General features: G+C 56.1%; 21 protein-coding genes and 1 other RNA gene. 6 read left to right on the top strand and 16 right to left on the bottom strand.

Annotation, left to right across the window (positions count from 1 at the left end; all coding sequences use genetic code 11):
• Positions 1-17 precede the first annotated feature (17 nt).
• The 3 genes from N2K86_RS04950 to yczE all read right to left on the bottom strand — a co-directional run bounded on the left by N2K86_RS04950 (position 18) and on the right by yczE (position 4,973).
• A complete protein-coding gene (locus tag N2K86_RS04950) occupies positions 18-3,110 on the bottom strand; it encodes a beta-galactosidase (RefSeq protein WP_260660671.1) in 3,093 nt (1,030 codons plus the stop codon).
• 103 nt (positions 3,111-3,213) lie between these two features.
• The gene (locus N2K86_RS04945) at positions 3,214-4,284 is read right to left on the bottom strand and encodes a LacI family DNA-binding transcriptional regulator (protein WP_260660670.1); all 1,071 of its coding nucleotides are present in this window, start codon (positions 4,282-4,284) and stop codon (positions 3,214-3,216) included.
• Positions 4,285-4,361: 77 nt separating this feature from the next.
• Complete coding sequence (gene yczE / locus N2K86_RS04940) at positions 4,362-4,973, bottom strand: membrane protein YczE (protein WP_260660669.1); 612 nt, start codon at positions 4,971-4,973, stop codon at positions 4,362-4,364.
• 86 nt (positions 4,974-5,059) lie between these two features.
• On the opposite strand from yczE, the gene yczR reads away from it, so the two are divergent.
• The gene (gene yczR, locus N2K86_RS04935) at positions 5,060-6,481 is read left to right on the top strand and encodes a MocR-like transcription factor YczR (RefSeq protein ID WP_260660668.1); all 1,422 of its coding nucleotides are present in this window, start codon (positions 5,060-5,062) and stop codon (positions 6,479-6,481) included.
• A 69-nt stretch (positions 6,482-6,550) separates the two neighbouring features.
• Here the strand turns inward: yczR and N2K86_RS04930 are convergent, their stop codons facing one another.
• The 3 genes from N2K86_RS04930 to ffs all read right to left on the bottom strand — a co-directional run bounded on the left by N2K86_RS04930 (position 6,551) and on the right by ffs (position 7,377).
• Entirely contained in the window at positions 6,551-6,766 is a 216-nt protein-coding gene (locus N2K86_RS04930; RefSeq protein WP_010428144.1) for a hypothetical protein, read from the bottom strand.
• Entirely contained in the window at positions 6,763-7,014 is a 252-nt protein-coding gene (locus N2K86_RS04925) for a hypothetical protein (RefSeq protein WP_006176926.1), read from the bottom strand. Before N2K86_RS04925 ends, N2K86_RS04930 begins: the two co-directional genes overlap by 4 nt.
• Before the next feature lie 266 nt (positions 7,015-7,280).
• Positions 7,281-7,377: signal recognition particle sRNA small type (ffs, locus tag N2K86_RS04920), an RNA gene on the bottom strand.
• Between the two features lie 170 nt (positions 7,378-7,547).
• On the opposite strand from ffs, the gene N2K86_RS04915 reads away from it, so the two are divergent.
• Positions 7,548-7,859, top strand: a complete 312-nt coding sequence (locus tag N2K86_RS04915) for an MGMT family protein (RefSeq protein ID WP_211446183.1) — start codon at positions 7,548-7,550, stop codon at positions 7,857-7,859.
• A gap of 33 nt (positions 7,860-7,892) precedes the next feature.
• Here N2K86_RS04915 and N2K86_RS04910 read toward each other — a convergent pair whose 3' ends face one another.
• Positions 7,893-8,420, bottom strand: coding sequence for a YbaY family lipoprotein (locus N2K86_RS04910; protein ID WP_010428141.1), 528 nt, complete (start codon positions 8,418-8,420; stop codon positions 7,893-7,895).
• A gap of 203 nt (positions 8,421-8,623) precedes the next feature.
• On the opposite strand from N2K86_RS04910, the gene tesB reads away from it, so the two are divergent.
• Positions 8,624-9,484 carry an acyl-CoA thioesterase II gene (tesB, locus tag N2K86_RS04905; RefSeq protein WP_108415724.1) on the top strand — a complete coding sequence of 287 codons (861 nt, stop codon included), beginning with the start codon at positions 8,624-8,626 and terminating at the stop codon, positions 9,482-9,484.
• A gap of 95 nt (positions 9,485-9,579) precedes the next feature.
• Here tesB and amtB read toward each other — a convergent pair whose 3' ends face one another.
• From amtB to N2K86_RS04880, 5 genes are all read right to left on the bottom strand, one after another.
• Positions 9,580-10,866 (bottom strand): ammonium transporter AmtB, encoded by a 1,287-nt coding sequence (gene amtB, locus N2K86_RS04900; RefSeq protein WP_260660667.1) that lies wholly within the window; start codon positions 10,864-10,866, stop codon positions 9,580-9,582.
• A gap of 35 nt (positions 10,867-10,901) precedes the next feature.
• The gene (glnK, locus tag N2K86_RS04895) at positions 10,902-11,240 is read right to left on the bottom strand and encodes a P-II family nitrogen regulator (RefSeq protein ID WP_008503304.1); all 339 of its coding nucleotides are present in this window, start codon (positions 11,238-11,240) and stop codon (positions 10,902-10,904) included.
• Positions 11,241-11,462: 222 nt separating this feature from the next.
• Positions 11,463-13,244, bottom strand: a complete 1,782-nt coding sequence (locus N2K86_RS04890; RefSeq protein WP_260660666.1) for a SmdB family multidrug efflux ABC transporter permease/ATP-binding protein — start codon at positions 13,242-13,244, stop codon at positions 11,463-11,465.
• A complete protein-coding gene (locus N2K86_RS04885) occupies positions 13,237-14,991 on the bottom strand; it encodes a SmdA family multidrug ABC transporter permease/ATP-binding protein (protein WP_260660665.1) in 1,755 nt (584 codons plus the stop codon). Before N2K86_RS04885 ends, N2K86_RS04890 begins: the two co-directional genes overlap by 8 nt.
• A gap of 30 nt (positions 14,992-15,021) precedes the next feature.
• Positions 15,022-15,480, bottom strand: a complete 459-nt coding sequence (locus N2K86_RS04880) for an Lrp/AsnC family transcriptional regulator (RefSeq protein ID WP_010428130.1) — start codon at positions 15,478-15,480, stop codon at positions 15,022-15,024.
• Positions 15,481-15,595: 115 nt separating this feature from the next.
• Here N2K86_RS04880 and N2K86_RS04875 point away from each other — a divergent pair, with 115 nt between their 5' ends.
• On the top strand, positions 15,596-16,642 hold the full coding sequence (locus N2K86_RS04875; protein WP_260660664.1) for a PLP-dependent cysteine synthase family protein: 1,047 nt from the start codon (positions 15,596-15,598) through the stop codon (positions 16,640-16,642).
• 40 nt (positions 16,643-16,682) lie between these two features.
• Here N2K86_RS04875 and cof read toward each other — a convergent pair whose 3' ends face one another.
• Positions 16,683-17,501, bottom strand: coding sequence for an HMP-PP phosphatase (cof, locus tag N2K86_RS04870; RefSeq protein WP_260660663.1), 819 nt, complete (start codon positions 17,499-17,501; stop codon positions 16,683-16,685).
• A gap of 101 nt (positions 17,502-17,602) precedes the next feature.
• Here cof and N2K86_RS04865 point away from each other — a divergent pair, with 101 nt between their 5' ends.
• Positions 17,603-19,303 (top strand): SgrR family transcriptional regulator, encoded by a 1,701-nt coding sequence (locus N2K86_RS04865; protein WP_260660662.1) that lies wholly within the window; start codon positions 17,603-17,605, stop codon positions 19,301-19,303.
• Positions 19,304-19,369: 66 nt separating this feature from the next.
• Positions 19,370-20,065, top strand: a complete 696-nt coding sequence (gene queC / locus N2K86_RS04860; protein ID WP_032646166.1) for a 7-cyano-7-deazaguanine synthase QueC — start codon at positions 19,370-19,372, stop codon at positions 20,063-20,065.
• A 2-nt stretch (positions 20,066-20,067) separates the two neighbouring features.
• On the opposite strand, the gene N2K86_RS04855 is transcribed toward queC, so the two are convergent.
• From N2K86_RS04855 to N2K86_RS04845, 3 genes are all read right to left on the bottom strand, one after another.
• The gene (locus tag N2K86_RS04855) at positions 20,068-20,397 is read right to left on the bottom strand and encodes an addiction module antidote protein (protein ID WP_407065267.1); all 330 of its coding nucleotides are present in this window, start codon (positions 20,395-20,397) and stop codon (positions 20,068-20,070) included.
• Positions 20,384-20,662, bottom strand: coding sequence for a type II toxin-antitoxin system RelE/ParE family toxin (locus N2K86_RS04850; RefSeq protein WP_260660661.1), 279 nt, complete (start codon positions 20,660-20,662; stop codon positions 20,384-20,386). The genes N2K86_RS04855 and N2K86_RS04850 overlap by 14 nt, the downstream gene beginning before the upstream one ends.
• A 122-nt stretch (positions 20,663-20,784) precedes the next feature.
• Positions 20,785-21,183, bottom strand: a complete 399-nt coding sequence (locus tag N2K86_RS04845; protein ID WP_260660660.1) for a YbgC/FadM family acyl-CoA thioesterase — start codon at positions 21,181-21,183, stop codon at positions 20,785-20,787.
• Between the last annotated feature and the right edge of the window lie 7 nt (positions 21,184-21,190).

Here is a 21,190-nt window from a genome sequence, read left to right as displayed (position 1 = left end):
TGGCCGCGACTGGCGCGCTACAGTGCGTTCTGATGCCAGCTAAAGGTGTAGCGGAGCTGGCGATGTTGCAGAATGAATTCCGGTGAAACGCTTGGACTCCAGGAATCATCACCGCCAACGCCCATATGGAATGCATCCAGATTGAGCCAGCAGCCCGGCTCATCGCGCAGTAAGTGCTGATGTGTTGTCTCACGAAGCTGCTGTTGGCTGTGGCGACTGACAGAGAAATGGAAATTTCCCTGAAGCACGTGCGCCCCGCAGACGAGCTCTCGGGTGTCACAGCGCAGACCATTTTCTGTCGGGAAAATGTAGGGTGTCTGCATCGCACCGAGCGGCAAAGTCCAACGCCCCTGCTGCGCCGCCAGCGCCCTGTCCGGATAGTTCTCGAACGGGCCCAGCCCCTGCCAGCACACCGTATCCGGTACCTGAGCAAACTGAACGCTCAGGCCGATACGCGCGGGCTCGGGAATATCGGACGCCACCTGCACCTGCACATCGCCATGCAGTACGCCGCAATCGTCAATCCGCCAGACCTTGTGGCTTAAAAACAGCGCCTTACCACGATATTCCCAGACGTGTCGCGTGGTCACGACCACGTCATTGGCATGCGGTTCCGCTTCACACTGCAGCAGGCGTGCAGACATCTCATTCATACCAGCCGCTTTCCAGCGTTCAACCCAGGCATTCGGATCGATCTGCGTGGCTTCGCTCACGCCAATGTCATTATCCAACGGCGCACGGGTGAAGTTATCCGTCAGCGGCGAGCGCAGTGTTTCAACATCCTTGTTCCACCACTGCGTCAAATTTCCCGAGGCGCGATCGAACCGCCAGCGTTGCTCTCCATGGGTAATGTCCAGCATACCGTCCTGCTCTGTTAATACCGGCGCGATCCCGACTGCCCGCCGTGGCGAAACGTACAGCGGCGTCGGAAGCAGCCACTGATCCCACGCGCAGCGATGATTCGCCGGTGACCAGGCTGTTGCCTGCGGCTGGATAATCTCCACATTAAGCCAGACCTGCCCCGGCTCGGCCGTCAGCGTCGGCAATGTGATTTCCAGACGCTGCTGCCCCTGAGGGGCAATGGAAAGCGCAACCTCACCCTGAGCCAGCATCTCCCCGTCGCGGGTAACTGACCATCTCGCCACCTCGTTGTCGGTATGGCGGAACAGGTAATCACTTTTCACCTCAACCACCAGCGGAGAGGTACTCACCCGCGTAAAGGTGAAAAACTGCTGCGCGCGCTGCGCTTCATACAGCGCCGGGTGCGGCGTGCGATCCGGGAATACCAGACCATTCAGGCAGAACTGTCGGTCATTCGGTTTATCGCCAAAGTCACCCCCGTAAGCCCAGAAGGGTTTGCCGTTTTCGTCTTTCTTCGTCAGCGCCTGGTCGACCCAGTCCCAGACGAACCCACCCTGCAGGCGCGGGTGACAGCGAAATGCCTGCCAGTATTTGGCGAACCCGCCAAAGCTGTTGCCCATCGCGTGGGCATATTCACAGAGGATCAGCGGGCGTGTTTCATCCGGCATGCCAATCCATTTTTTGATCGCCCATTTCGGCACCGCCGGGAACGGCTGGTCCCAATCGACGCGGGCATACATCGGACAGACAATATCGGTTGCCGCCGTATTCGCCCCACCGCCTTCATACTGCACAGGGCGTGTTGGATCGGTGGTTTTCAGCCAGCGGTAAAGCGCATCATGGTTAGCACCGTGTCCAGATTCATTCCCCAGCGACCAGATGATAATGGACGGATGGTTACGATCGCGCTGCACCATGCGGGTCACGCGTTCACTCATGGCTGGCAGCCAGCGGGGATCGTCAGCAAGACGACTCATTGGCACCATGCCGTGGGTTTCAATATTGGCCTCATCCACAACATACAGACCGTAGCGATCGCAAAGCCTGTACCACAGCGGATGATTCGGATAATGCGAGCAACGGACGGCGTTAAAGTTGTGCTGCTTCATCAACTCGATATCACGGCGCATCGTCGCTTCATCCATCACCTGCCCGTTTTCCGGATGATGCTCATGGCGGTTCACACCCCGAATCAGCAGCGGTTTTCCGTTGAGCTTCAACAGACCATTGATGATTTCCACCTGGCGAAAGCCGACGTCGCATGCCTCGACGTCCAGCGTATTACCCTGTGCGTCCATCAGCGTCATTGTCAGGCGGTAAAGTTCAGGCGTTTCCGCACTCCACAGTGCGGGCTCTTTGACGGGGATCGCCACCGCTAACCGCTCGGCCCAAGGCCCTCGCTCGTCTACCACCGCAGAGCCGGGGCGTTGCGTGACGCTGGCGCATTTTTCGCCGTTTCGCCACAGGGTGATGGCCACTTCGCAGGCTGAATAGCAGGACCCGGCCAGCGCGACGTCGACGTTAAGCATTGCGCGGTCACACTCCGCGTTGAGGTCGGTCACAACGTGGTAATCCGCAATCTGCGTCTCAGGCTTATGCAGCAGCGATACGTCACGGAAAATACCGCTCATGCGCCACATATCCTGATCTTCAAGATAGCTACCGTCGCACCAGCGCAGCACCATAACCGCCAGACGGTTCTGGCCTGAACGCAGCGCTGCAGTGAGATCAAACTCGGCGGGCAGGCGGCTGTCCTGGGAATAGCCAATCCACTGGCCGTTGCACCAGAGATGGAATGCTGAGTTTACCCCGTCGAAGATAATGCGGGTTTGCCCGCCGTGCAGCCAGGCGTCATCCACCTCAAATGTGAGCGAGTAACAACCGGTAGGATTCTCAGCCGGAACATAGGGCGGATTGACGGGGATCGGATAGGTCACATTGGTGTAGATCGGCGTATCAAAGCCCTGCATCTGCCAGTTCGAAGGAACGGGCATCGCGACGGCATCGGTATAATCCTCTTCTACCCATGCCTGCGTAACCTGTTCTGGCGCAGCAAAAAAGCTAAACTGCCACACCCCGTTGAGAGAACGTTTGTTCGGGGTTTTCGCCTCTTCTCTGGCAGAGGCTTCGTCACGCCAGCTATGAAACGGCGCGTGGGCCGCCAGGCGATTCCACTGCGTCACCCCGGGGTTTTCCCAGTCCCGACGAGCCAGAAGTGCGCTGAGGGTCAGCGATGATGTATCAGACATAATAACCTCTTTGCGAAGCGCTCACAATTTCAGTCAACATGCCCTGGCAACATAGAAGGGTAAAGTATGCGATCCTCACGTAGCGAGCCGGATCACAAAAGATTTATCCCCGCGCGATTTTTTCAGCCAGCAATGCCAGATTTCTCAGTTGGCGGGCAAGCTCTTCCCGATCAACCCGATCGGCTGCACGAGGGGCGCTCGAATGACGCGCGATCAGCGTGACGGGAAGCTGCTCTTGCCAGCATTTTTCTCCCCTGGTCGGCGTCAGCAGCCATTCCACGCTGCGCTCGCCCGCCTCACGAAAGGCCTGCCGAACGGTGGTCAGCGGCGGAGAAAACCAGGCGCTGTCAGCCGTATCATCAAACCCGACAATCGATATCTGGCCCGGTATAGCAATGCCCTTCTCGGCGCAGGCGCGCATCACGCCCAGTGCCATTTGATCGTTCGCCACCAGAATGGCGTCAGGTAATTGCGACCCGGATAAAAGCTGATGGCCTTTTTCATATCCGGAGGCGGCGCTCCAGTCACCATGAACTTCGTCAGCGGCTTCAAGGCCGGCTTGCGCCAGGCTCGTTTTCCATCCCGCCAGGCGCGCACGCGCTGAAACGGAACTGTCTGGTCCACTGAGCAGAGCGATGCGCTGATGCCCAAGCGTTATCAGATGTTCCGCGCCCAGCGCGGCCCCCTGCCGGGCGTTAAATACCAGACTGTTGACCTGCGCTGAAGGGGAAACATCGAGGAACAGGACGGGCACAGGCGAAGCCATTTTCTGAAGCTGCTCTGCGTCAGGATCGTCCAGCGGGACATTGACCAGCAAGGCTTCTACACGCTGAGCCAGCAGTTCCTGCACTGCAGCCTGGCATTGCTGAGCTTGTTCCACCATTGAAATTAAGACGCTTGCCCCCTGCTCTGCCGCCCGGGATTTTACCGCCGAAACAATTTGCGAGGGCGCATGCAGGGCGAGATCGGTGGTGATCAGCCCCAGCGTGCGGGTCCGTTTCCCCGCCAGCTGCTGTGCTCCCCGATTAGGCACGTAGTGCAGTTCGGCCATCGCCTGCTGCACCTTTTCCCGCGTGCGGGTGGAGACGTGCTCCGCGTCATTAATCACGCGGGACACGGTCTGGTAAGACACCCCCGCGAGGAGGGCAACGTCATAGAGTGTGATCGCTTTCATGCAGTCCGGCATCGCTTGATAACAAGCCGCTATTCTGGCACAGCGACGCCATTAAAACATGTGAGCGCTTCGCAAAATTAAACAACCCGCTCTGGCTGAGGAACCGTCTCGATACGCGGCTTTTGACGGAACCACGGCAAACAGAGCTGGATAAGCGGGCCGATGGTCAGGGCGTAAATCACGGTCCCCACACCAAATGAACCACCAAGCAGGCAACCGATGATCAGGACGGAGACTTCAATGGAGGTGCGCACGCTGCGGATTGACCAGCCTAACCGGGCGTGGATCCCGGTCATCAGGCCGTCGCGCGGACCTGACCCAAAACCTGCACCAATATACATCCCGGTTGCTATGGCGTTCGCGACGATCCCGGACGCCAGCAGCGCGATACGGACAGGCAGCGAACTCAACTCAGGGATCAAGGCCATTGAAGCATCTGCCGCCAGGCCAATACAGATAACGTTACTGAGGGTGCCCAGCCCGGGCATCTGACGCAGCGGGATCCACAGCAGAAGCACCACCGCACCGATCAGAATGATGACCGTACCAATGGTCATCCCCGTTTGTAAGGCCACCCCAAGGTGAAATACGTCCCACGGATCGACGCCCAGATCCGCACGAATAAACATCGCGGTGGAAAGGCCATAAAGCCCTAAACCGACATAAAGCTGTAGCAGACGACGTACCATTTTTATCTTCTCCAGTGAACCAGAGTTTTATATTGGGTCAAAATGGCTCTATGATTAATGTCCAGTTTCTAAATAGTGGACTGCATATGTCATCTCGTCGTTTCGGAAGCCAGTCTCTGGCACGCCTTTTAGGCCACTGGCAGCAATCCTCGTCGCGTATGCCGCTCTGGCGTCAACTGGCCGATGCGTTACGTCTGCTCATTCTGGATGGCAGACTGGCGCTGAATACGCGGCTACCGGGTGAGAGGGAATTAGCCAGTACGCTAAACGTCAGCCGCACCACCGTTGGCAGCGCGCTCGCCCATCTGCGGGAAGAGGGCTATCTGGAAAGCCGCCACGGCAGCGGCTCACGCGTGATCCTGCCGGATACCCGCGCGGTACCCACGCTTTCCGCGGCCAGCGCGGCGCTGGACCTGTCCACCGCCGCACTCAACGCCGGGCCAGAAATCCATCAGGCGTATACCCATGCGCTGACGGCGATTACCCAGCACCTTGCGCTGACGGGCTATGACCAGCTCGGGTTGCCCGCGCTGCGTGAAGCGATTGCCGCACGCTATACCGCGCGCGGGCTGCCAACGCGGGCAGACGAAGTGATGGTGGTGAATGGCGCCGTCAGCGGCTTTGCGCTGGTATTGCGCATGATGACCGGGCCAGGCGATCGCGTCGTCGTCGATCATCCAACCTACCCACTGGCGATCGCTGCTATTCAGGGGGCACTCTGCCGACCAGTAGGCGTATCACTGCCTGAAAGCGGCTGGGATACCGACGGTTTCGCGGCAACGCTTGCCCAAACGGCTCCGCGCCTGGCCTACCTGATGCCGGATTTTCATAATCCGACGGGTCGCTGTATGGACGCCGCAACGCGTCAGACGATCACCGACATCGCCGCGCAGACTCGTACCACGCTGGTCGTGGACGAAACCATGCTCGATCTTTGGTTTGATGCGCCGCCGCCGCGCCCTCTGGCATCGTTTAATCCTGGCGCTGCGGTGATTACGCTGGGCTCTGCCGGGAAAAGCTTCTGGGGTGGACTGCGCCTAGGCTGGATCCGCGCCTCTTCACGCACCATCGCGTCGCTCGCTCAGGCGCGCGATACGCTGGATCTCGGTTCCCCTCTGCTGGAACAGCTGGCAACGCTGTGGCTTATCGAAAACAGCGACACATTTTTGCCCGCTCGTCGGAAAATGCTGGTGGAACGACGGAACAAATGCGGGGAACTCCTGAGCGAGCATTTCCCGGACTGGACCTTCCATGAAGCCGAAGGCGGGCTTTCATACTGGATTGAACTGCCGGGAATGTTGGCAACGCAGCTTGCCGCACGGGCTGAGACGATTGGGATCAACATGGGAACCGGCACGCGGTTCGGTCTTTCAGGGGCATTTGATCGCTATTTGCGTATGCCTTTCTCGCTTGACCCGGAAGAACTCGAGCAAGCGTTATTGAGAATCAAGCCGTTGTGGCTCGCCCTGAACAAAACCACGCCCTCGATTAAACGGAGTCTGGTGTAAAGATTTTTCGTAAATAATAAAAACAGCTGACTGTCATGCAGGCAGTCAGCTGTTTTCATCGGTCAGGAATTAATGCTGAGGAGGAATCGGGAAGCCTTTCAGTGAAATAACAAAATCTTCACCCTCTTTCTTTATTTTTGCGCCGGTATCACACCAGTCAGACGCAATACGAAAGAACTCATCACTTCCTACATTCCAGCCAAGACGTACATGTTTGACGTAGCCTGAACGCAACAGATCGCAGGCCTCTTTGTAGTCATGGGCGGTCGACAGTTGTTGTTTCATTTTCTCTTCTTCAGAAGTTTACGTAGTGCCTTGATTTCTTTAGGAGTAAATGGAGAAACGCTCTCTTCTTCCGTATGCTGATTATCAATATCCTCTTCCGATACTCCCGCCTCTTCTACTGCTTCAAACGCCAGCAGCAGCAGTTTCTCTGTGGTCACGCTTAAATTCTCATTATTAACTTCGGCGTAGTGGCGAAGTCTTTCTTTTAGCGCTTCATCAATTTTAACATTTAAAACCGCAGTAGCCATAATTGTCACTTCCCTTCGGAAACCGTGTTTAATTTAATACACGAAGTTAACTCTCTAATCCAGATATATATTTTTTGCTTATGACGGGAAAAAGACACCCGATAATAAAATGACAGTCTATTATTACAGGTTTATGACAATATTATTTCAGTTAAATGAAAGATATATTTCCGGGCTAATAAAAACCACTTTATCTATAAGGATTAATAGTCTGAGAGCAAGGGTATCTAAAGCAAAAGATTTTCGGAGGGGAAAATGGGTGGGGGCCCTGCCAGCTACATCCCGGCACACACGTCGTCTGCCCTGGCTGCTTCCTTCCGGACCTGACCTGGTGAACAGAGTAGCGTTGCGGGAGAACCAACAGAGCCCCCATTGAGAGCGTTGTTAACCAACGCGCTGGCGCATTATCCCTAGGCCGCCCGTCAATTGCAAGCCATGGGCATCTGGATGCTGGTTTATTGCGCAAACTTAAGCGGCAATCGCCTTCATCTTCGTTTACCATCACACTTCAATAAGACCCACTGGAGTGATCAATGGACGAACATGACTCTTTTCCGCAGCGCGTATGGCAAATCGTGGCCTCCATCCCGGAAGGGGTTGTCACCACCTACGGTGAGGTAGCGCGCCTTGCAGGCTCTCCGCGAGCGGCACGTCAGGTGGGTGGCGTTCTGAAGCGGCTCCCGGAAGGAAGCTCTTTGCCGTGGCATCGTGTGGTGAATCGTCACGGTGCCATCTCGTTAACCGGACCGGATTTGCAGCGCCAGCGCCAGGCGTTATTGTCAGAAGGTGTGCAGGTGTCAGGCTCGGGACAGATCGATTTGCAGAAATACCGTTGGGTGTACTGAACCCTCTCCCGCAGGAGAGGGTAAAGGCAGGAATTACAGCTGCGTAGGCGGCGTTGCAACAGCCGGCTGGTTAGTCTGAGGCGCAAGCGGAACTTCCGTTTGCTGCACCGGGACCAGATTCAGGTCAACTTTTGTTCCACCGTTGTTGATCGCTTCGTGCACCGTGTCGGTAATAAACACCAGTTTATCGTTGATCGTTACCGCCGCACTCAGCAGGATACGCGCATTTGGCTGCACATCTGCTGGATTGTAAGGCAGTACGAAGCTAAATGGCGCCTGTTTACCCTCGGTTCGAACCGCACGCTGCGCCAGCACTTTCGACGGTGCATCAGCCAGTGAAGCATCAGACAGCGTTACCGTTAATACCGCATCCGGCGGCAGAGCCACTCTTTGCTTGATCCAGATTGTACCGGACACATTTGGCTGCTGAATTGACTGCTGTGAAAGTGTATTAATCCCGTTCGGATCAGCTGCTGGCACCGGCACCTGAGCGCTCTTACCTGCACAGGCGGACAATGCCACCGCAATAGCTATACCACTTAGCATTGGCACGAGTTTCATTGAAGTCTCCTTATCATCAATGCACCAGCGGGATCGATCCCATCCGATGTCGTTTCATTCACATAACGTATTCAAGTGTGGCACAAATCAATGATTAACGCCTGAATTTTCCCCTATATTCAGACTAATCTACCCATCGGACCACTTTCATTTCTGCGTTATACTCTGCGTATCTTTTGCCACGGCGTTTATTGAGGACGACTATGAGTCAGGCACTGAACAATCTGCTGACATTACTGAATCTGGAAAAAATTGAGGAAGGACTCTTTCGCGGACAGAGCGAAGATTTGGGTTTACGCCAGGTCTTCGGTGGGCAAGTCGTGGGACAAGCGCTGTACGCAGCCAAGGAAACCGTCCCGACAGACCGTCTGGTGCACTCCTTTCACAGTTACTTCCTGCGCCCTGGCGATAGCGCAAAACCCATTGTCTATGACGTTGAAGTGCTGAGAGATGGCAACAGTTTTAGTGCCCGCCGCGTGGCGGCCATTCAACATGGCAAACCGATCTTTTACATGACCGCCTCTTTCCAGGCACCTGAACCGGGCTATGAGCATCAAAAAGTGATGCCGCCAGCCCCCTCGCCTGACGATCTCAAATCAGAAACCGATATCGCCCGTGCGCTGGCGCATCTGCTTCCGCCGCAGGTAAAGGAGAAGTTCCTCTGCGATAAACCGCTTGAGATCCGCCCGGTCGAATTCCATAACCCGATGAAAGGCCACACTGCAGAACCAAAACGTCAGGTTTGGATGCGTGCCAACGGCACAATGCCGGAAGATCTCCGCGTTCATCAGTACCTGCTGGGCTATGCGTCTGACTTTAACTTCCTGCCGGTTGCGCTGCAGCCGCACGGCGTAGGGTTCCTGGAAAAAGGGATGCAGGTCGCCACCATCGACCACTCGATGTGGTTCCACCGTCCATTCAACATGAATGAGTGGCTGCTCTATAGCGTGGAAAGCACCTCAGCATCCAGCGCTCGCGGGTTTGTTCGCGGGGAGTTTTATACCCAGGATGGGGTGCTGGTGGCGTCAACGGTGCAGGAAGGGGTTATGCGTAATCGCGGTTGAGGTAAAAAAGCCGGGTGGCGGCTCCGCCTGACCCGGCCTACACAAGCGCAGTCGTAGGCCCGGTAAGCGCAGCGCCACCGGGCAATGTACGCTACTCAAGCATTATACGCATTCTCGCCGTGGCTGTTGACGTCCAGACCTTCGCGTTCCTGCTCTTCCGGTACGCGCAGGCCGACAGTCATGTCCGCCAGCTTATAGCCAATAAAGGCCATGACAGCAGACCACACCACGGTGATAGCAATACTTTCCAACTGTACCAGCACCTGGTGAACCATGGTGACGCCTTCTGCATAACCCACGCCGCCCAGTGATTTTGCGGCAAAGATCCCGGTCATGATACAGCCGACGATGCCGCAGACGCCGTGGACACCAAACACATCGCAAGGGTCGTCAACGCGCAGAACACGTTTCAGAGCGGTAACGCCCCACAGACCCGCAAGGCCTGCAACCAAACCCACCAGCAGCGCACCACCTACACCCACGTAACCACAGGCTGGCGTGATACCGACCAGACCGGCAATAGCACCCGAACAGGCACCCAGCAGAGACGGTTTACCGCGAACGGCCCACTCGCCAAACACCCAGGAGAGGATTGCACCCGCCGTTGCGACAACGGTGTTCACGAAGGCCAGCGCGGCGATTTCGTTAGCGGCACTTGCAGAGCCTGCGTTGAAGCCAAACCAGCCAAAGTAGAGGATAGCCGTACCGGTAAACACCATCGGCAGGTTATGCGGCTTGAACGCTTCTTTCCCGAAGCCCACACGTTTGCCAATCAGGTAGGCACCCACCAGGCCCGCGACGGCGGCGTTGATGTGTACAACGGTACCGCCCGCAAAGTCCAGCGCACCATGGCTCGCCAGCAGACCACCGCCCCATACCATATGCGCGATAGGCACATAGGAGAGCGTCAGCCAGACCACCACGAAGATCAGGACAGCAGAGAAACGAATACGCTCAGCGAGCGCACCCACAATCAGCCCGACGGTGATGCAGGCAAACGATCCCTGGAAAGCAACGTGGATGTACTGATAGAAGCTGCCCATCAGCGCAGTCAGCTCGATATTTTTCAGCATCACCCAGTCGAAGTTACCAAAGAACGCATTGCCCGTGCCGAACGCCAGCGAGTAGCCGTAAACTACCCACAGCACGCAGACCAGGGCGAACGTTACCGCAACCTGCGTCAGCATGGAGAGCACGTTCTTGCCGCGGATCAGGCCGCCATAGAACAGTGCAATGCCCGGAATAGTCATGAACAACACCAGCGCGGTGCTAATCATCATAAATGCGTTATCGGCTTTGTCTGCCACAGCAGGCGCAGCCAGTGCCAGGCCCGGCAGCAGTGCCAGCGACCCCAGACCCATTTTGAGTGTTGCTATCTTCATTTTCTCGATCCCTATCACTGTGTGCCAGGAGTTACTTACAGAGCCGCTTCGTCAGATTCGCCGGTACGAATGCGAATGACGCGCTGCAGTTCGGCAACGAAAATTTTGCCGTCGCCAATTTTGCCGGTGTAGGCCGCTTTGCTGATGACATCAATGACCTCATCAAGCTGGTCGTCCGCAATCGCGACATCGATTTTTACTTTTGGCAGGAAATTCACGCTGTATTCCGCACCGCGATAAAGCTCGGCATGACCCTTCTGACGACCAAAGCCTTTCACTTCGGTGACAGTCAGTCCCTGAATACCCATTGAAGACAACGCTTCACGTACGTCTTCGAGTTTGAATGGTTTGATTACAACCGTAACCAGCTTCATAAATCCCCTCCAGTCAGAATTCGGTAATGGCCGCAGCTAACACGTAAGGGACATTGCAAGGGGTGTGCCAGAATTGAAAACAGCGAGAAAACGGGTGGCGATGAGCCAGGAATGGGGTTCAATACCGAACGGGAGAAAAAAAACGCACCATGGCAGTGCACAGTGCGTTTCAGTTTTGCACCAACAGGAATGACTGTTAGCAGCTTGCCTGTTTTTGGTGCATCAGGCGCTCAGCGACTCTTCTTCGCGCGCGCTGGCAGCCAGCTCTTCCCCCGCCAGCTGCAGCTGGTACATCTGCCAGTAGCGTCCTTTCTCTTCCAGCAGTTGTCTGTGCGTACCTCGTTCAACGGCCTGTCCACGATGCAGCACCAGGATGGTATCGGCATCGACAATGGTTGAAAGGCGATGCGCGATGACCACCAGCGTGGTGTGATCCCGAACAGCGGCCAGCGCCTGCTGGATGGCCTGCTCGGTACCGGAGTCAATGCTGGCCGTTGCCTCATCGAGAATCAGCACCTGCGGCGTTTCAATCAGCACGCGCGCCAGCGCCAGCAGCTGTTTCTGCCCTACGGAGAGGTTATTCCCCTGCTCGCCTAGTTTAGTATTGATACCCTCACTGAACCCACGCGCCAGATCGGCCAGCTGCACTTTCTCCAGCACCTTCCAGACCTGTTCCTCGGTAAAAGGCCGACCCAGCGTGACGTTAGCGTAGAAGGTATCGGCCAGTACGACCGGGTCCTGTTGCACCATGGCGACGCCCTTACGCAGCACATTGTGGCTAAGTGAGGCAAGCGGGCGTCCATCGAGGCGGATCTCACCTTGCGTTAACGGATAGTAGCCCATTAACAGACTGGCGAGCGTACTCTTGCCGCTGCCGGTATGCCCCACCAGCGCCACGAAGCCGCGCGACGGTACCTCAAGGTTGATGTCCTGTAAGACAAGCTGGTCATCGCGGTAGGCAAACGAGACCTTATCAAAGGCAATCGAACCGCTTTGCAGAGGACGCTCATCATCGCCATAGGTCTGACGCGGTCTGTCCATCAGCTCGAACACGCGTTCACCGGCGACCACCGCCTGTTGCAGCATCGATTGCTGGGTAGTGAGCTCAATCAGGGGTTCGTTAAGGCGTCCCAGATAGCTGATGAAGGCGTATAGCACCCCAACCTCAATGGTTCCACGCGTTGTCAGCCCAAACAGCATCAGCAGGCCACAGAGGACCAGCGCCGAGAACAGGCTAAGCAATGGACGCAGCAGGAAGCCGTCCAGACGTAATGTTTGCATACGCGCCATATAGTGCGAACGGCTGGCTTCGCCCATTCTCTCGCCAAAACGCGCCTGCTGGCGGAACTGCTGGATGACGCTCATGCCGTTGATCACTTCGTTGAAGCCATCGTTGATATCGGCCAGATAAGCGCGCACCCGACGAACAATCGGCGTGCTGTAGCGCTGGTAGATCACCATCACGATCAGCACCGCCGGGAAGATAGTGATCGCCACCAGCGCCATACGCCAGTCGAGGCTGAACATGGCGACCAGCATCGCACCGATCAGCGCGGCGCTGCGCAACACGGTTGCCACTACTGTGACGTAGAGATCGCGGATCACTTCAGTATCGTTGGTCACCCGTGAAATCACTTGCCCGACCGGCTGGGTGTCAAACTCGCTCAGCGGCTGGCGCAGCGCGGCATCCATGACATCCGTACGCAGTTGCTGTACCACGCCCACGGCTGCACGATTAAAGAGCAGAGACTGGGCATAGTGCAGCCCTGCCGCCGTTAACTGTAGCCCAACGTAGGCCACGCCTAAACCTGCGACTAGCCCCCACGGCAGATAACTTTTCGCCACCATATTGTCGATGAAATAGCTGATAAGCAGCGGGCCGCTGACTTCGGCAATCGCCGCAATCCACAGCAGAAGCACGGCAACCAAAAGCGGTTTACGCCATGGCGAACCGTAGGCCAGAAGGCGTTTGAGCGTCGGCCACATTGTTCCGAGCTTACGCATGAGTCGCCTCCTCATCCAGCGCCGCTTCCAGCTGCTGATAACGATACATATCGCGATACCAACCCGGCTGTTCCGCCAGCTGCTCGTGCTGTCCGCGCTGGGCAATATGCCCGTGCTGCAACACCAGAATTTCACTGGCTTCCGTCAGCGCCGACAGGCGGTGGGCACTGATGATCACCGTGCGTCCTTCTCCCCACTGACGAAGATTGTGCAGGATCTGATGTTCAGTGCGCCCATCAACGGCGGAAAGCGCATCGTCCAGGATCAGGATTTCAGCATTCAGCAGCAGCGCACGCGCGATCGAAATACGCTGCTTTTGCCCGCCGGAGAGCATCACGCCGCGCTCACCGACCTCGGTTTCATAGCCCTGCGGCAGACGCACAATATCGTCATGGACGCTGGCTAAGCGCGCCACATGTTCAATCTCGTCCTGTGTTGCCGAAGGATGACCGAGGGCGATATTGTTCGCGATGGTATCGGAGAATAAAAACGGCGTCTGGCTCACCACCGCCAGGCGGCTACGCCAGCCGTCCAGCAGCAGGTTCGACAAGGGAATATCATGAAAACGAATGTCGCCCTGCGTCACATCGAAGTGGCGCTGCAGCAGAGAGAGAACGGTACTTTTTCCGGCTCCCGTTGGGCCGCAAATTCCCAGCATCTGTCCGGGCTGCAGCGTGAAGTTCACGTTTTCGAGCACTGGATGCGTCGTCTGCGGATAGCTAAACGACTGAATATCGGCTTTCACCGTCCCACGGCCTTCGGGTACGGACTCGCTACCGTCATTCACCACCGGCGCTTCCGCCAGCATCGCGCGAATACGGCTGTACGCGGCGCTGCCGCGCTCAACGATGTTAAACATCCATGCCAGCGCCAGCATCGGCCAGATCATCAGACCAAGGTACATGGCAAAGCTGGTCAACTGACCGAGGGTCATGGAACCCTGCACCACCATCCAGCTTCCGCCGCCAATCGCCAGCATATTCGCCATGCCGATGGCGATATAGATCGTCGGGTCAAACCGGGCGTCAATACGCGCCACGCGCATGTTTTTTGCCCCGGTATCCGCCGCATCAGCCGCAAACAGCGCGGACTGCCGATCCTCCAGACCAAAGGCTTTGATCATGCGGATGCTGGTCATACTCTCCTGGGTGCGATCGTTGAGCGATGAAAACGCCGCCTGCGCCAGCTTGAAACGCTCGTGGAGTTTTTCACCGTAGCGGTTGATCGCCAGCGCCATCAGCGGCATTGGCAGCAGCGCCAGCAGGGTCAGTTGCCAGCTAATCTGGGTCGACATCACAATCAACACCGCGCAGCCCATTACCAGTGAATCCACCAGCGTCAGCACCCCTTCCCCGGCGGCAAAGACCACGCGGTCCACGTCGTTAGTGGCGCGGGCAATGAGGTCACCGGTCCGGTGGCGCAGATAAAATTCAGGATGCTGGCGGCTCAGCTGGCGGTAAAAATCTTCACGCAGTTCAACGGCCAACTGATAGGACGCACCGAATAAGAGCACGCGCCAGACATAGCGCAGCAGGTAAACAATCACCGCGGTCAGCACCAGCGTGCCAACCCACATCAACACCCGTGCGGTGGTGTAATGCTGTTCAGTGACGCCATCCACGACGTATCCCACCACTTTCGGCGGGATCAGCTGCAGTATGGCAATGATAATAAGCAGGCATACCGCACCGAGGTAGCGTTGCCACTCCCGACGAAAGTACCAGCTTAATTGGGCAAATAATCGCACGCGGTTTGTTCCTGAAGGTATTTTTCGAAGTTATTCAATGGGTAATGCTGTGGTGTATTTTATCTGTTCCATCGCGAAGCTTGAGGTGACGTCCGACAAGCCCGGTACGCTGTTGACCAGCCGCTTGTAGAAATCATCATAACGCTTCATGTCGGCCACCTGGACGCGCATCAGGTAATCGTACTCTCCGGCCATACGCCAGAAACCGAGCACCTCGGGCATCTCAGACACCTGTGTGACGAAGCGGCAATACCACTCGCTGCTGTGGTGCTGCGTTTTTATCAGGACAAAGGCCGTCAGGCCAAGCCCCAGTTTTTCGGGATCTAATAACGCCACACGGCCCAGCAGCACGCCGTCATCTTCCAGCTTCTTGAGGCGTTTCCAGCACGGTGTGGTGGTCAGATTAACGGCATCTGCTAACGCCTGCAAAGAGAGGGTGCAGTCTGTTTGCAACAATGAAAGCAGCTTGCGGTCAATTTTATCTAGCATACCCACCTCGCAGAGAAAATTTTTCTCCTTACATTCTATTTTAAAGGCCAGATAGCAACAATTTTTTCTGTGCTTTTCGCTATGCTAGGCACAAAATGACAAACGGATAACTACGATGAATAGCACCTGGGTTAAACATGCGATCAGCGAAATCAATGCCGACTATCAGCGCTCGGCGGATACGCACCTGATTCGCCTTTCCCTGCCGGGATTTGACGGCATTCAGCTCTATCTGAAAGACGAAAGCACTCATCCTACCGGTAGCCTGAAGCATCGCCTGGCACGTTCCCTGTTCTTATACGGTTTATGTAACGGCTGGATTAAAGAAGGCACGACGATTATTGAATCCTCGTCCGGTTCCACAGCGGTGTCCGAAGCCTATTTCGCCCGCCTGCTGGGCCTGCCGTTTATCGCGGTGATGCCGTCCTGCACCGCAAAACGCAAAATCGAACAGATCGAATTTTACGGCGGACGCTGCCACTTTGTGGAAAGCGCCTGCGAAATCTACGCCGCCTCTGAAATGCGCGCGCGCGAGCTGAACGGCCACTATATGGACCAGTTCACCTTCGCCGAGCGAGCCACCGACTGGCGCGGCAATAACAACATCGCCGACAGTATTTTCCGCCAGATGACCCACGAGCCGCATCCTGTTCCGTCGTACATTGTGATGAGCGCCGGTACGGGCGGCACGTCTGCCACTATCGGGCGCTACATCCGCTGTCAGGGCTACGATACCCAGCTAATGGTGGTTGACCCGCAGAACTCCGTGTTCCTTGACTACTGGCAAAACCGCGATGCCGGTCTACGCAGCCCGGTGGGCAGTAAAATTGAAGGGATTGGTCGCCCGCGCGTGGAGCCCTCTTTCATCCCCGACGTCGTGGACGAGATGATGCGCGTGCCGGATGCCGCAAGCGTGGCAACGGCGCACTGGCTGGAGACGCAGCTGGGGCGCAAAGTGGGCGCATCGACGGGCACTAACATGTGGGGCGCACTGCAGCTTGCTGCCCGTATGCGCGAAGAGAACCGCACCGGCTCCATCGTCACGTTGCTCTGCGACAGCGGCGAGCGTTACCTTGAGACCTATTACAACGCGGAGTGGGTGCAGGCCAACATCGGCGATATCGCCCCGTGGAAAGCGCAGATTACGCAGCTGCTGAAATAAAAAAAGCCAGACCAAAGTCTGGCTTGCTGGAAGGGTCTCACTATTCGGGGGAATATGGGAGGTTGCTTTTGTCCAGCCAATGCGTCAAAAAATGGGACACCGCTTCGTTGCGGCAGTGACCAATAACCGGTAAATGAGGGAGTTCTGCCATAAGCTGCGGCATCGCATTCCCCATGATCAGACCGCGACCGACGCTGCCCAGCATCTCGCGGTCGTTCATGGCATCGCCAAACGCCATACAATCCTGCAACGTTAAGCCCAGGTGATCGCTCAGCACTGCCAGGGCTGAACCTTTGTTACAGCCCACAGGCAGCACTTCCAGACAATCCACTGCCGAGAAGGTCAGGTGCGCCCGGTCGCCCAGCGCCTCATTCAGCTGGATCCGTAAGCGACAGAGATCGTCATGATCGCCGCAGAAGCAGATCTTGGTGACTGTATGAGCGGGGATCCGTCGCAGATCGATAAGCTGATATTTAAAGCCGCTGTAAACATGCGCGTGCAGTAATTCCGGGATTTCGCTGCCGGTAAACCAGCCCCCATCGTTAAAGACGTGGATGCTGGCCTGCGTGTCCCAGGTACTGTGTAGCACGATATCCGCCACTTCCGGGTTGAGATCCCGTCGGTGCAGTACATCACCTTCTACGGAGTGAATTCGCGTCCCGTTGCCGGTGATCAGAAAGGCGTCGAGGGAAAACGCGCCCAGCAAATGGCGCATTTCCAGCACATGACGACCGGTGGCAAACGTCAGGGTGACATCATGCTCGCGCAGGCGCTTCAGGGTACTCAGGGTTTTCTCCCCCAGACGGTGATCCGGCATTAACAGCGTGCCGTCCATATCAAATGCAGCGAGCCGAGCCATGATTACTCCTGAAATGTGATGCGATTAACTTGTGCATCAGTATCGTGTGAGATATACGGAAGTAATAGTGAATAGATGATAATTATTGTTCCGGGTTTATTATGCGCCAGCTCAATCGTCTTAATCAGTATCAGCGGCTGTGGCAACCTTCCGAGGGGGCTCCACAGCAGGTGACCGTCACCGAACTTGCCAGCCGCTGCTTCTGCAGTGAACGTCACGTGCGTACTTTGCTGCGTCAGGCTCAGGAGGCGGGGTGGCTCAGCTGGCGCGCGCAGTCTGGCCGCGGAAAGCGCGGTGAGCTGACGTTTCACGTCACCCCGGAATCGCTGCGCAATGCGATGATGGAAGAGGCGCTGAAAAGCGGGCAGCAGCATAACGCTCTCGAACTGGCACAGCTTGCGCCTGAGGATTTACGTGCGCTGCTGCATCCATTTCTGGGTGGCCACTGGCAAAACGATACGCCGACGCTGCGTATCCCTTACTACCGCTCGCTGGATCCCCTTCATCCCGGTTTTCTACCCGGCCGGGCGGAGCAGCATCTGGCCGGGCACGTTTTCTCCGGGTTGACGCGCTTTCACGGCAGCAGCAGCGAACCAACGGGGGATCTGGCGCACCACTGGGAAGTCTCGGCGGACGGCCTACGGTGGCACTTTTACATCCGTTCCACCCTGCACTGGCATAACGGCGATAAAATCGAGACGGCACAGCTTCAGCAAAGCCTGACAGCACTGCTGGCGATGCCTGCCCTGCGTAAATTGTTCCAGAGCGTATTACGCATTGACGTCACCCACCCCCAGTGTCTGACATTTACCCTGCATCAGCCGGATCACTGGCTTGCGCACCGCCTGGCGACATACTGCAGTCGCCTCGCCCATCCCAATCAGCCCATGACGGGCTGCGGCCCTTTCAAACTGAGCGTGTTCGATCCTGAATTGGTTCGTCTGGAAAGCCACGAGCAGTACCATCTTAGCCACCCGCTGCTGAAAGCGATTGAATACTGGATCACGCCGACGCTGTTTGACTACGGGCTTGGCACCAGCTGTCGTCATCCGGTACAAATCGCCATTGGCGAGCTTGATGAACTGGAAAACCTGCGGCTGGTGAGCAGCAGTACCAGCCTGGGGTTTTGTTATCTCACGCTGAAGCACAGCCCACGACTGAACAAAATGCAGGCACGACGGTTGATCAATATCATCCATCTCTCGACGCTGTTGCACACGCTGCCGTTGAATGAGGGCTTAATCACGCCAACGGAAGAACTCCTGCCCGGCTGGGGTATACCGCAGTGGCCTGATTTAACGAACGTTCGTCTGCCTGAAACATTGACGCTGATTTATCATCTGCCGGTAGAACTCCATACCATGGCAGACCAGCTGAAACAGTACCTTGCACAACAAGGCTGTGAGCTTAGGGTCATTTTTCACGATGCCAAAACATGGGACGGATGCCAGCAACTGGCAGAGGCGGATATCATGATGGGTGACAGGCTGATTGGGGAAGCGCCAGAGTACACGCTTGAGCAGTGGCTACGCTGTGATGCTCTTTGGCCGCATCTGTTAAGTGCGCCACAGTTTGCTCATCTACAAGCCACGCTGGATGCGGTTCAGACCCAGGCCGACGAACAGGCGCGGCATGCTGGCCTGAAGGCCATTTTTAGTCAACTTATGGAAAATGCGGTGATTACACCGCTATTTAACTACCAGTATCAAATCAGCGCCCCACCGGGCGTAAACGGTATTCGGCTTAATACCCGCGGCTGGTTTGATTTTACCGAAGCCTGGCTTCCAGCCCCCAAATCGTGAAGAAGCTGGTCGGCGCTGAAGTCAGGCGGTAACATAATGTTTTTACCGTAACTGTCGAGATGATTTATGAAACGTGCCGTCGTCGTGTTCAGCGGAGGACAAGATTCTACTACCTGCCTGGTTCAGGCTCTTCATCAGTACGATGAAGTTCACTGTGTCACTTTCGATTATGGCCAGCGCCACCGCGCTGAAATCGACGTGGCCCGTGAACTGGCTTTGAAACTGGGCGCACGCGCGCACAAGGTGCTGGACGTTACGCTGTTAAATGAACTGGCCGTGAGTAGCCTCACCCGGGACAGCATTCCCGTCCCGGATTACGAACCCGATGCCAGCGGCATTCCGAATACCTTCGTGCCGGGCCGCAATATTCTGTTCCTCACCCTGACGGCAATTTATGCCTACCAGGTAAAAGCCGAAGCGGTGATCACGGGCGTGTGTGAAACAGACTTCTCCGGCTACCCGGACTGTCGTGATGAGTTCGTGAAGGCGTTAAATCACGCCGTCAATCTGGGCATGGCAAAAGAGACGCGCTTTGAAACCCCGCTGATGTGGCTGGATAAAGCCGAAACCTGGGCGCTGGCGGACTACTGGGGCAAGCTGGACCTGGTTCGCAGCGAAACCCTTACCTGCTACAACGGCATCAAAGGCGACGGTTGCGGTCAGTGCGCCGCCTGTAATCTGCGCGCTAACGGGCTGAACCACTATCTTGCCGATAAAGTCGGCGTGATGGCCGCGATGCAGAAAAAGACTGGGCTTAAATAGGGCTACTTGACCGTGCTGTCGAACAGTTTCACACCAGCAGCACGGGTGACTTTCATCAGCGTTGTCAGCGTTGGGTTGCCGTTGTCTGATAAGGTTCGGTATAGCTGCTGACGGGACAGACCTGCTTTGGTAGAGATTTCTCCGATACCGCCTCGCGCTTCGATGACCTGACGGAGTGCAATGAGATAGGCAGGGATCCCCTGGTCTTCATAGATCTCTTCCAGGGCTGTTTGCAGATAACGCTGAGCGTAGGAAGGATTCTCTCGCAGCATTTTCACAACAGCATCATGGTGGCTAACAGAGCTCGAATATTTTCGTTTAGCGACGCTCATTGGAATGTCCTTTTGTTTGATGATCTTTCCAGTAATCTATTGCCAGTTTGATATCTGCTTTTTGGCTCTTTTTGTCACCACCGATCAGTAACAATAAAACCTGCCGATTCTCTACTGAAAAATAGATTCTGTAGCCGGGGCCACTGTCGACTCGCATCTCCCAAACACCTTCCCTGAGATACCTGTAATCGCCAAAATTACGTTTTATCGCACGGTTAATCCGCATAAGGATCCGGAAAACCAGATCCGGATCCTTTCGATGCATTCTGTTACCCATTCCTCAAACGGCACTTTTCCGTCATGGGTCCGGTAACGTTCAACAAAGTAGTCCCTGTCCATTATTCTATCCCTGAAAAATCCTTTTGTCTTTTATAAAAGACAAACTTTCTAAGCGACCATCAACTCCAGCTTTTCCCGCAATTCCCCTTCAAGCGGCAGCGCCTTTTGCGTTTTTAGATCAATACAGACAAAGGTGATCAGCGCATCGGCCACCACCTGCCCTTCAGGATCCAGCGTCACCACCTGGCTCAACACCCCGCTTTTACCGTTTAGCTGCTGAACCTGACTGGTGACGGTCAGCACATCCCCCAGTACGGCCGGACGGCGGTAGTTGATGTTGATATTGACGACCACGAACGCGATGTTGTGCGCAGTCAGCCACTGAAAGCTTTCGCTGTTCTCCAGCCCGTCCCAGCGCGCTTCTTCAAGAAACTCGAGATAGCGGGCGTTGTTCACGTGCTGGTAAACGTCGAGATGGAAACCGCGTACTTTGATTTTTGTCTGCATAGCGCAA

Origin of the sequence: Enterobacter mori, assembly GCF_025244905.1 — a bacterium.
GTDB classification, from domain to species: domain Bacteria; phylum Pseudomonadota; class Gammaproteobacteria; order Enterobacterales; family Enterobacteriaceae; genus Enterobacter; species Enterobacter mori_A.
Note: the sequence above shows the minus strand (reverse complement) of the source record. Positions and strands in the feature narration are given on the sequence as shown.